Below are 11,636 nucleotides of genomic sequence, written 5' to 3' on the forward strand. Positions count from 1 at the left end.
TTTATAATTTTATCGTTTTTTGCTGTAACTTACCATTTTACCGTTAAAATTCTTATGAGGTTTTCATGTCTATTAAAAAAGCTGAGCTCCACGTCCATCTAGAAGGAACAATTCCACCTTATTTAGCACAAGAATTAGCAGCACGCAATCACATGCCTTTACCTAAAGAACGTATTGATAAGCGCGGAGAACGCTACATATATAATGATTTTTTAGACTTTTTAAAGGCTTACGATGCTATCGCTGCCCTCATTAAACATCCCAAAGATTATTATGATATTACCTTTGATTATTTAAAGTCTACTGCCAAAACAGGCGGTATCTATGTTGAAATGATGTATTCACCTGATCATGCTGAACAAGCAAGTGGCATCCCTTCCAGTGAACATTTACAAGCTATTCAGCAAGCAATTAATGATGCTGAAGAAAAATTTAATATTATTGGCCGTATTATTATTACAGGCGTTCGTCATTTTGGGGCAGAGTCCGTTGAGAAGGTAGCTAAGCAGGCTTTAAAAGAAACGGTACCTTGTATTGTAGGATTTGGCTTAGGCGGAGATGAATTTAATTTTCCACCCAAATTGTTTCAAAAAGCTTATAACATTGCTGCTGATGGCGGCTTAGCTTGTACGGTCCATGCTGGCGAATTTGCCTCTGCAAGCGGTATGATTGAAGCAATGGATTACTTACCCATTCAACGTATTGGGCATGGTGTTATGGCTATTCATTCCCCAGAGACTATTGCAAGACTTAAAGATAAAAATATTGCTTTAGAAATCTGCCCAACAAGCAATATTGAGTTAAAACTTTTTAAAGATTTAAAAAGTCACCCCTTACTTCCTTTAATGGAATCAGGTATCACGGTGAGCTTAAATTCCGATGATCCACCTTTTTTTGGTACCAATTTAGCTAATGAATATGAAAAGGTTCAACAGTTATATCAATTTACACCAGAAAAAATGCACAACTTTACACATATGGCAATTGAAGCTGCATTTCTTGATAAAGAGAAAAAAACACAATTACTACAATTAATCGCTTAATTGAACGGTTAACCGCGGCAATTAGCCGCGGATGATCATTGTTAAAAAATAATTAATTACTTAACTTTTGTAGCCTTAAAGCGCTTAATATTAAAGATTGTAATGGATAAGATAGGCGCTTTAAATGCTAGTGAAAGTTTTATTTGTGATTCAGTTTAATAACTAATTATACTGTAAAGCGCAGTGTAGCATTTTAGATAGCATTTTGAATGCACACTTAATCATAAAACTGCGCCAAATACAGTTGTTTGATAGGAGGAACTCTTAAAAAGATTAAGCTGTTTCCTCTATATATTGTTTAAGCTTCTTCATTGCATTTTTTTCAAGTTGCCGAACTCTTTCGGCTGACACACCATATTTTGCAGCTAAATCATGTAAAGTAGATTTGTTCTCAGCTAACCATCGTCTTTGTAAAATATCTTGGCTACGCTCATCAAGACGCTCAAGGGCTGCAAATAAATTATCTTTTCCTTGCTCTCCACTTCGCTCAACTTCAATTAAATAAGCCGGATCACTACCACTATCATGTAGAAAGTGCGCAGGCATTTTATAAGCTTCGTCCTCATCTTCTGACATGGGTGTATCATAAGAAGTATCCATTGCATTTAAACGCTGTTCCATTAGCATAACTTCGTCACGACTTACACCTAAATCATTAGCCACAGCATCTACTTCTTCACTATTAAACCAGCCTAAACGTGTTTTCATTTGTCTTAGGTTAAAAAATAGCTTCCGTTGGGCTTTTGTAGTGGCGATTTTAACAATACGCCAATTACGAAGCACATACTCATGAATCTCAGCTTTAATCCAATGAACAGCAAACGAAACTAAGCGAACGCCTAATTTTGGATCAAAACGCTTAACCGCTTTCATAAGGCCAACATTTCCTTCCTGAATTAAATCACTAAGTGGTAAGCCGTAACCAAGATAGCCGCGAGCTACCCGCACAACATAACGCAGGTGAGCTAGGACTAAATTACGGGCACTCTCGAGATCCCCTTCAGTCTGAAAACGCTCAGCATAAGAATATTCTTCTTCAGCAGAAAGCATTGGAATTTGATTAACACGATGAATATAAGCATCTAAACTGCCTATAGGTAAAGTTAATGATGCCAACTGCAGCTGCTTATTCATAACTTCCTCCAGTTATTTACCTCATAACAGGCTATAATGATAAATACACTACCTTCGCTTGGCTTTGTAAAAATAATTATAAGCTCGCTTATGCTACATTAACCGGCTAGTTAAAGTATAACATTTTAAGCCGTGACTTCTATAGAGTCTATAAAATGGCTACTAATTATAAACTAAGGATAGGGCTCAATGGAAGAGAGTTGTTTCTTAACCGCTATTCTAGCTCCTAACCAACCTAAAATAACAGCCGCTAGCACAATAAGATATGCTTGCCTTACTGATAACCCTAATAATGGGTATTGCATATAATAAGCAGATGACAGTTCTCGAACCGCAACTGCTACACTTAACATAAAAATATTTACAAAAAAGATAGCGAAAATGGCACCTAACATACCATACCAAATACCCGTATAAAGAAAGGGTCTAAGGATAAAGGTATCTGTAGCACCAATAAGTTTTAAAATTTGAACTTCTTCCTGACGTTTATGTAGCGCTAAGCGTAAAGTATTACCAATAATTAAAACTACTGCCAAGGCTAATAATATTATTATAGCATGTGCGACACTACTAACAAATCGCAAAATAGCATGCAATCTAATTAACCATTCCATATCAAGTTTTGCTTGATCGACTTGCGGCAACCCTTTTAAGCGTTCAAAAAGCTGCTTGATTTTTAATGGATCATTGACAGACGTAGCAGGAATTACTTCAATAACCGCAGGAAGTGGATTTTCAGGTAAAGAACGCAAAATTTCGCGCAATCCTTCTTGCTTTTCAAGCTCAGCGAAACCCTGTGCTTTTGTTTTTAAAGTTGCTTGGCCAACTCCCTCTAGAGCACGCACTTGCCCTAAAAAAGTATTTTCATCTTGACTAGATAAAGCGGATTTAAGATAGAGAGAAATATGACCACTTCCCTGCCACTCACTTGTTAATTGTTTTAAATTATCCGTTATTACCCAAAATATCGCCGGCAGCGTTAAAGTGATGGCAATAACAATAGCTGTTAACATAGTTGTTAAAGGGGTACGGCACAACGAATTAAAGCTTAAAGCAGCTGCCTGCATATGATAAGAAAATAGCGATTGTATTCTTTTTAACATATTCGCCCTTGTTTTAACATAACAATCCGATGCTTTAAGCCAGCTATTAACGCTAGATCATGAGTAGCAACTAAAATACTAACGCCTACCTGGTTAAATTGAGCAAAAATTTTCATAATTTCGCTAGATAAACTAGGATCAAGGTTTCCAGTAGGTTCATCAGCAATTAATAAAGCAGGCTTATGAACAACCGCACGCGCAATACCAATACGCTGTTGCTCACCAGCCGACAAGTAAATAGCTAACATTTTTTCTTTATTTAATAGTCCTACCATATCTAAAGCAGCATGTACTCGCTTAGTTAGCATAGCAGGAGACATTCCTTGAATTTGCAATGGTAGAGCCACATTATCAAACACTGAGCGAGTATAAAGTAAATGGGGTGATTGAAATGTAATACCTAAGCTGCTGCGATATAGCGCAATTTCATGTTTTTTAAGCTGATTAAGATGAACACCATTTACAATTAATTGACCTGAAGAAGGTGAATCAAGTTTGGCAATTAATTTTAACAAAGTACTTTTTCCAGCGCCTGAGTGACCTGTAATAAAAGCCATCTCACCTTTTTCTAAAGAAAAATTAATTTGACTTAATGCCTCATAACCACCCGGATAACGCTTAGTAACTTGATCAAATTTAATCATCATTAAAAATTGCCTTAACAAATTGGGTAGCTTCAAAAGGCCGCAGATCGTCAATACCTTCGCCTATACCTATATAGCGAAAAGGAATAGCTAACTCATTAGCGATAGCAAATAAAATACCACCTTTCGCCGTACCATCTAATTTTGTCATGGTAATACCAGTTAAGCCAATAGCCTGATGAAACTCACGTGCCTGATTCAACGCATTTTGCCCAATACTCGCATCTAAAACTAACATAGTTTCGTGAGGCGCATTAGGGTTGATTTTTTGCATTACACGCTTAACCTTTTTCAATTCTTCCATTAAATTATTTTGGGTATGTAGACGACCTGCTGTATCTGCAATTAAAATATCAATACCACGCGCTTTAGCCGCTTGCAAGGCATCATAAACAACTGAAGCACTATCTGCGCCCGAGTGTTGAGCAATAACAGGTATTTGATTTCGTTCACCCCAAACCTGCAATTGCTGCACTGCAGCTGCCCTAAATGTATCGCCAGCAGCCAACATCACTTTTTTACCTTGCTGCTGATATTGCTTAGCTAATTTACCGATTGTCGTTGTTTTACCAGCACCATTTACACCAACCATTAAAATGACAAAGGGTGAACTATCAGTAGTTTGTAAGGTTAATGGCGCTGTATTATTAACAAGTATGGTTTCTAATCTATCCTTAAGCGCTTTAAATACTGCATCGCCGTCAACCAATTGTTTTCTTAGCATGCCCGTGCTTAATTGATCTAATATGGTTTGGGTGGTATTGATTCCTAAATCAGCACGTAACAATAATGTTTCTAAATCTTCAAAAATAGAGTCATCAATTACTTTTTTACCAAGTAATAAACGACCCATGCCCTCACCTAGCTGTAATCTCGTCTTACTTAACCCCTGCTTAAAGCGTGCATAAAAGCTAGGTTTAACTGTAGTCTCGACCTCAGTAGACAGCTGTGGTTCAGTTTGAGTATTTAGCTCTTCGTTAACTAGTTCAGGCTCTATTAAAGGTTCTACTGGCTCTTTAAGTGGCTCTGCCGTTTTAGAGGATGCATCCTGATTTCTTTTAAACCATTTAATCATAGGTATACAAATTAAAGGAAATATGGAATTCTATCACCTTTTTTACCGAAGAGTTAATCTATGCGTATAGTATTAATGGTTGCTTTTTTATTATTTTCTTGGTCAGCTAAGGCTGATGTCCAGAAATTTACTTTAGATAACGGCCTAAAAATCATCGTTAAAGAAGATCATCGGTCGCCTGTAGCCGTATCAATGATATGGTATAATGTCGGTTCAGCCGATGAGCCTGGCGGTATTAGCGGTGTATCACATGCTCTAGAGCATATTATGTTTAAGGGTACAACTAAATATCCCTTAGGCGTATTTTCTAAAACTATTGCCGCCGTTGGTGGGCAAGAAAATGCTTTTACCAACTATGATTATACTGCGTATTTTGAAAAACTCGCAGCCTCACAGTTACCAATTAGCTTTGAACTTGAAGCAGATAGAATGCAAAATCTTTTGTTAAATAAAGAAGAATTTGCAAAAGAAATGAAAGTTATCCAAGAAGAAAGACGGCAACGTACTGACGATAACCCACAAGCACTAGCCTTAGAGCGCTTTTTAGCAACAGCCCATCTTTCAGATCCCTATCATCACCCTATTATCGGCTGGATGGATGATTTAAAAAATCTTAAAATAGGCGATGTAAAAGCATGGTATCAGAGTTTTTATGCTCCTAATAATGCTACTTTAGTTGTCGTAGGTGATATTGATGCTAAAAAGATTTATGATCTTGCTAAAGTATATTTTGGTCAGCTGCCTAAAAAACCTACCTTTGTGCGTAAAGCTCAAACTGAGCCACCTACTTTTGGGCCCAAATCAGTTGAAATCCACACACCCGCACAATTACCTATGCTAATGTTTGGTTATAATGTTCCAAGCCTAAAGACAGCCAAAGCACCATGGGAAGCGTATGCGCTTGAAGTTATCGATGGAATATTAGACGCAGGTGAAAATGCTCGTTTTGCTAAAAATCTTGTACGCGGCAATCATATAGCCAGCAGCGCTAGTGCGTATTACAATCTTTATACACGCTACCCAACTCAATTTATTGTTTTTGGAATGCCGTCACAATCACACACTTTACCAGAGCTTAAAGCAGCTATGGTGAAAGAAATTAAAAAATTACAAACGGAGCGCATCAGTGAAGCTGAGTTAAAGCGAATTAAAACGCAAATAATCGCGCAAAAAACATTTGAAAAAGATTCAATATTTGGACAAGCAATGGAGCTTGGTCTATTAGAAACTGTAGGGTTAGGCTGGCAAATTGCAGAAAAATTTACGGATGAGATTAATGCCATTACTCCTGAACAAATACAAGAAGTAGCGAAGCGCTATTTTAACGATAACTCTCAAACAGAAGCACAATTATTTCCTATATCGCAGCCTAAGGTTCAAAATGAAAACAAAATTTAGTTTATTTTTGCTATTACTTTTTTTTCACTCCACTGTCTTAAATGCTCAATCCTTTGAATTTGAGCGTTGGAAAACAGCTAAAGGTGCAGAAGTTATTTTTTATCAAGCAATGGAAGTACCTATGCTTAATATAAATATTGCTTTTGCTGCAGGCTCCGCTTATGACGGCCCATATTTTGGCTTAAGTACCTTAACAACTGAATTGTTAGATCAAGGGGCTGGTAATTACGATGTCACGCAACTTGCTGAAAAAATTGCTGATACAGGCGCTCAATATAATGCAGATGCAACGCGAGATATGGTTGTTTTACAATTTAAAACGTTAACTAAAAAAGATGCCTTAATGCCTGCTATTGAGGCGCTAACGGCCATTATTAGCAAGCCAACTTTTAAGCAAGAAGCTTTTAATCGTAAAAAGAACCAACAGCTAATTGCAATCACACAACGACAAGAATCACCTAACGATGTTGCAAACAATACCTTTTATAGTAAACTTTATGGCAGCCACCCTTATGCCCATCCTGTTTTAGGGACTGAACAAACTGTTAAAGCACTTACCTTAAATCAAGTACGTGATTTTTATAAGCGTTATTTTACCAATCAAAATGCTACTATTGTTTTAGTGGGCGCAATTGATAGAGAAACCGCACACAAATTGGCTGATCAATTAACATCTGGCCTTCCACAAGGCTCCTCTGCACCCCTAATTCCTAAAGCATCTCCTCTGAGCAATGAAGAAAAGATTGCTATTAACTATCCCTCCTCACAAACCATCCTCAGATTAGGCCAAGTCGGTATAAATCACAATGATCCTAACTATTTCCCTTTAATGGTAGGCAATTATATTTTAGGTGGTGGCGTGTTAGTCTCTCGCTTATCAAATGAAGTTAGAGAGAAGCGCGGGCTTACTTACGGTGTAGTCAGCCAATTTTTACCTATGTCCGGTTTAGGGCCGTTTGTAATTAACTTATCTACTGTTAATAATCAAGCTGCTACTGCTTTAAAAATAACTAAAGAGACGTTAACTAATTTCTTATCTACAGGCCCCACTGAAGAGGAATTAGCCGCTGCTAAACAATATATAACCGGTAGCTTTCCGTTATCTTTAGCAAGTAATGGAAATATTGCAGATATGCTACTGCGAGTAGCCTTTTATAAATTACCTGATAATTATTTAGACACCTACATAGCTCATATAAACGCAGTTACTAGCAGTGAAATTAAACAAGCTTTTGCTGAAACAATTAAACCAAATAAAATGTTATTAGTTTCGGTAGGACAGACTTGAGATAATAATCGTAGGTGAGCTAAGTTAAACTTAGCCAACAATCAGGCTTAAATTTAAATTGAGCCAGATTTAGGCTTTAAACAGGGCGTGGCATTCTATATAAGCATCTTGAGATTTGCTTTTAGATCAAGGTGCGCCCACTGTAGCCTCAGTGATAAGGAGGTAATCTATTACATGAAACAAAGCATAAGAATTATAGGTGGAAAATACCGCCGTAAAAAACTTGACTTTCCTGTAGTTGACGGACTTAGACCAACTCCTGATCGAGTAAGAGAAACACTATTTAATTGGTTAATGAATGATATACAAAACGCGCGCTGTATTGATGCCTTTGCTGGCAGTGGCGCGCTTGGATTTGAAGCCTTGTCACGTGGGGCTGCAGAAGTGACTTTGGTTGAAGCAACGCCAAGTGCATTTAAAAATTTACAACATATAGCAAAAGCCTTTAATACCACTACTTTAACAGTCATTCATGCCGATGCACTCATTTATTTGCAAAATCTACAAGAGCCAGTAGATGTCATTTTTTTAGATCCACCCTTTGCCAGTAATTATCTTTTTGAATGCTTGCAAATTATAATTAAAGGACAATGCTTACTGCCTGGCGGCCTAATTTATATTGAATCAGATCAAGAAATAAAACTTGATCAAATGTATTGGTCACAACGGAAATCTAGCAAAGCAGGACAGGTATATTATGCACTTTATGAAAAACGTCTCTAAGTTACTAAAGTAAGCTTGACAAGAGGGCTCTGGTCCTGTTTCAATCATCTACTATCTATTGACCTTAAAGCATAAGATGAATAAGACACTTATTAGACTTCTTTCGAAACTATTAGTGACGAGTCAAAGTCAAATGAAAAAAGTGCAGAAAAAGTGCAATGTAATCGCAGTACATGAGCATCTTAAAACGCTTTTTTTCTTTGAGATTGGCCGCCAATGGCAGTTGCGAAAGATGTCTATTGTACTTCTACTTGGCTGCCTTTCTTTACTTAGTGGATGTCGTGGTGGAGTTGCACTGATGAAGCCGCCTATTAATGAACCTAGTGATGATGCAACGATTAAGCTAGCTGAAGCAGCTTCATCAATTAGTGATTCTATGCTTGAAATGGCTAGAGTGGAAAAGGTGATTCTGCCAACCAAAAAAGATAATACTTTAACCATTCCTAGCACTTATAATTTACAAGCCAAAGCATCTGTAGATTGGTCAGGCCCTATTGAAGAGTTAATTGCACGTTTAGCCCTTGCGGCACATTATCGAATACGTGTTTTAGGGAAAGAGCCTGCCGTACCTATTTTAGTCAGTGTTAATGTTAAAGATCAGAGTCTAGCTGAAATTTTACGTAATATTGATTACCAAGCTGGGCAAAAAGCTTATTTACATGTTTATCCAAATAGTCAGGTTGTTGAATTGCGTTATGCAAAAATTTATTCGTAGCTTATTAATTATTACTTTAGTTTTTTTAGTCGCTTGTAATCGCTCAGTTCATGTGGCTGATATGGGATCGTTATCTGGTTTAGAAGCACTTGGTAATGTAAAAAGCAAAAGTAACAAAAATCGTCGCGCCATGGGTAATGGCATGCGTGCTATGGCACTAAGTGAAATTGCCCTAAGTTTAGGGGCCCAAGCAGGGTTAGCTTGCCGAGCTAATACTATTAATAAGCGGCTAGCTAGAGAAGCAAGAACACTAGATGCAGTTTTTGATTTCAACTCCTTAATACTTGATCATAATATTTTACCACCAGTTCTACTTGAAGGACGTAATACTTTGAATTTAGCTGATACTCAAACTATCCGCATATCAGATAGAACCTATAAAATTGCCAAACAAGCTCGCTTTGTAACAACACCGCCTAATTGGCGAGAATATTTATGGATGGATTATAAACAACCAGAACCACCTAATTTAAACATGTTACCTAAAACAAAAGCGGAGCGGAAAGTTTGGAAAACTTGCGTAGCACGTGGTTGGAGAAATGGTATAGAGCAAGCCAATATTATCTTAGAAGAAGGCATTGCCCGGATAAAAGAAGATTATACTGGTATGATTTTATATAGAAAATTATTGGCAATGAATATGGTTTCAGCGCCATTCGTCGCTAGTACCGAATTAGGCGTTACGGGTGATGCATCTGAAATACATATTGATGATCGAGTATTACGAATTACGGCTCTTCCTGGCCTAAATGTTAATAGCAATGAATGGCGAGCTGCAGTAGCTAAAGATGAAAATGCTTTAGAACAATTTAAAAATATGGAAAAACTAGCCAAAAATGCCAAAATCGATATTACCAGCAAAGCATGGCAGCCAGTTATTGCACCAATTAATGAAAAAAAATATTAATTACAAACTTCTATAGCAACATTTCCCATTAAAGTTTTCTATAATTTATGAGAATGTTGCTAAATTTAACAAACAGCCTTATTTAAATTTAATAAAATCAAAAATTAACACTATAATTATTAATTACCATTAACGTTTAGAAATTAAACGTAACAGTTAATATCATCCTTGTATTTTTTCTAAAGTGTTATTACTTAATAATAAAATTTAAGCAAAATTAAGCAAGGCGTTATTTTACAGAACTTAACTAGTCATAGACTTCTTTCGAAACTGTGATTAATGAATCAAGGTCAAACGAAAAAGTGCTTATAAAGTACGATGTGCATGAAGTATATGCACACTTTAAAACAACTTTTCGCTTAAGATTAGACATTAATGACTGTTTCGAAAGAAATCTAGTGTTTAAATAATAAATAACTAATTAATATGCTTAAAAAGCTCTGGAAATATTATGAGTAATGTCAATTTGATGCCTGATGAACCCTCACGTTTTACGCCTATGTTTATGGATAAAATGTTACAGCATGCTGAAATGTTAAGTGCTTCTGATATTACAATTCAAACAGGCTCACCTGTGTATGCTGAGGTATATGGCCGCTTAATACGAATAACTAATCGTACTTTATCAAATACAGAATTAGGTGACTTGATTAACGCTATTTATGGTCCAAATGCAACAACGCAGCTACTATCTGGAAAAGACATTGATACGCATTACGAATTTCGCCCTAATCGTGGTGTTCGCTATCGCTATCGCGTTAATGGTACCTCTTGTCTAGTTGAAGGGCATGATGCTATTCAAATTACCTTGCGAACTATTCCAACAACGCCGCCTCGTTTAGAAACTATGGGCTTACCAGATAATATTATTGAAGCCATTGCACCGCAAGAAGGTATTGTCTTTATTACAGGTGCTACAGGTTCCGGGAAATCAACCTTACTTGCTTCAATTATTCGTAATTTAATTGAAAGTGAAGATTCTAATCGTAAGGTTTTAACCTATGAGTCACCGATTGAATTTGTTTACGATGAAATTGAAACCATTTCTGCTATTGTCAGTCAATCTGAAATTCCTCGACACTTACCTAGTTTTGCTGAGGGCGTACGTAATGCCTTGCGTCGTAAACCTAGATTAATTATGGTTGGTGAATGTCGAGATGCTGAAACTATTAGTGCAGCTCTAGAAGCAGCGTTAACAGGGCATCCTGTCTATACCACGCTACATACCTCAGGTGTTGCCGAGACTATGCGACGTTTGGTCACCTCCTTTGCTGGCGAAGAACGCGTAGGTCGAACAATTGATATTTTAGAAACTATTAGGCTTTGTATTTGGCAAAAGTTAGTGCCTACTGTTGATGGCAAACGAGTTGCTCTGCGAGAATACTTAGTTTTTAACGAGGAAGTACGTGATATTCTATTAACAGGTGATCCTAATGACGTAACGTCAGCAACAAGAAGATTGGTTCGGCAGCATGGTCAGTTAATGACTGAAGACGCCAGACAAAAATTAGAGCAAGGGCTAATTTCCGAACGAGTTTATAAATTAATTATTGCAGGGACTAAGGAATATCAGCGCTAAGAGCAAATCTATTCTTTGCTTAAACAC

11 protein-coding genes are annotated in these 11,636 nt (G+C 37.0%); 7 read left to right on the forward strand and 4 right to left on the reverse strand.

Annotation, left to right across the window (positions count from 1 at the left end):
* Positions 1-65 precede the first annotated feature (65 nt).
* Positions 66-1,043 carry an adenosine deaminase gene (locus ACNVED_RS12230; RefSeq protein ID WP_419419292.1) on the forward strand — a complete coding sequence of 326 codons (978 nt, stop codon included), beginning with the start codon at positions 66-68 and terminating at the stop codon, positions 1,041-1,043.
* 273 nt (positions 1,044-1,316) lie between these two features.
* On the opposite strand, the gene rpoH is transcribed toward ACNVED_RS12230, so the two are convergent.
* From rpoH to ftsY, 4 genes are all read right to left on the reverse strand, one after another.
* The gene (gene rpoH, locus ACNVED_RS12235; protein ID WP_419419293.1) at positions 1,317-2,177 is read right to left on the reverse strand and encodes an RNA polymerase sigma factor RpoH; all 861 of its coding nucleotides are present in this window, start codon (positions 2,175-2,177) and stop codon (positions 1,317-1,319) included.
* Positions 2,178-2,350: 173 nt separating this feature from the next.
* A complete protein-coding gene (gene ftsX / locus ACNVED_RS12240) occupies positions 2,351-3,280 on the reverse strand; it encodes a permease-like cell division protein FtsX (protein WP_419419294.1) in 930 nt (309 codons plus the stop codon).
* Positions 3,274-3,924, reverse strand: coding sequence for a cell division ATP-binding protein FtsE (gene ftsE, locus ACNVED_RS12245; protein WP_419421185.1), 651 nt, complete (start codon positions 3,922-3,924; stop codon positions 3,274-3,276). The genes ftsX and ftsE overlap by 7 nt, the downstream gene beginning before the upstream one ends.
* A complete protein-coding gene (gene ftsY, locus ACNVED_RS12250) occupies positions 3,917-4,999 on the reverse strand; it encodes a signal recognition particle-docking protein FtsY (protein WP_419419295.1) in 1,083 nt (360 codons plus the stop codon). The genes ftsE and ftsY overlap by 8 nt, the downstream gene beginning before the upstream one ends.
* A 60-nt stretch (positions 5,000-5,059) precedes the next feature.
* Between ftsY and ACNVED_RS12255 the strand changes: the two genes are divergently transcribed.
* From ACNVED_RS12255 to dotB, 6 genes are all read left to right on the forward strand, one after another.
* Positions 5,060-6,397 carry a M16 family metallopeptidase gene (locus ACNVED_RS12255; RefSeq protein WP_419419296.1) on the forward strand — a complete coding sequence of 446 codons (1,338 nt, stop codon included), beginning with the start codon at positions 5,060-5,062 and terminating at the stop codon, positions 6,395-6,397.
* On the forward strand, positions 6,381-7,685 hold the full coding sequence (locus tag ACNVED_RS12260) for a M16 family metallopeptidase (RefSeq protein WP_419419297.1): 1,305 nt from the start codon (positions 6,381-6,383) through the stop codon (positions 7,683-7,685). The genes ACNVED_RS12255 and ACNVED_RS12260 overlap by 17 nt, the downstream gene beginning before the upstream one ends.
* A 174-nt stretch (positions 7,686-7,859) precedes the next feature.
* Positions 7,860-8,408 (forward strand): 16S rRNA (guanine(966)-N(2))-methyltransferase RsmD, encoded by a 549-nt coding sequence (gene rsmD / locus ACNVED_RS12265; RefSeq protein WP_419419298.1) that lies wholly within the window; start codon positions 7,860-7,862, stop codon positions 8,406-8,408.
* 133 nt (positions 8,409-8,541) lie between these two features.
* The gene (dotD, locus tag ACNVED_RS12270; protein WP_419419299.1) at positions 8,542-9,123 is read left to right on the forward strand and encodes a type IVB secretion system lipoprotein DotD; all 582 of its coding nucleotides are present in this window, start codon (positions 8,542-8,544) and stop codon (positions 9,121-9,123) included.
* Positions 9,104-10,030: a type IV secretion system DotC family protein gene (locus ACNVED_RS12275; RefSeq protein WP_419419300.1), complete on the forward strand. Its 927-nt coding sequence runs from the start codon at positions 9,104-9,106 to the stop codon at positions 10,028-10,030. The genes dotD and ACNVED_RS12275 overlap by 20 nt, the downstream gene beginning before the upstream one ends.
* Positions 10,031-10,499: 469 nt before the next feature.
* A complete protein-coding gene (dotB, locus tag ACNVED_RS12280; protein ID WP_419421186.1) occupies positions 10,500-11,609 on the forward strand; it encodes a Dot/Icm type IV secretion system ATPase DotB in 1,110 nt (369 codons plus the stop codon).
* Positions 11,610-11,636: the final 27 nt, after the last annotated feature.

It is taken from the genome of Legionella sp. D16C41 (assembly GCF_048541585.1).
Taxonomy (GTDB): Bacteria; Pseudomonadota; Gammaproteobacteria; order Legionellales; family Legionellaceae; genus Legionella_C.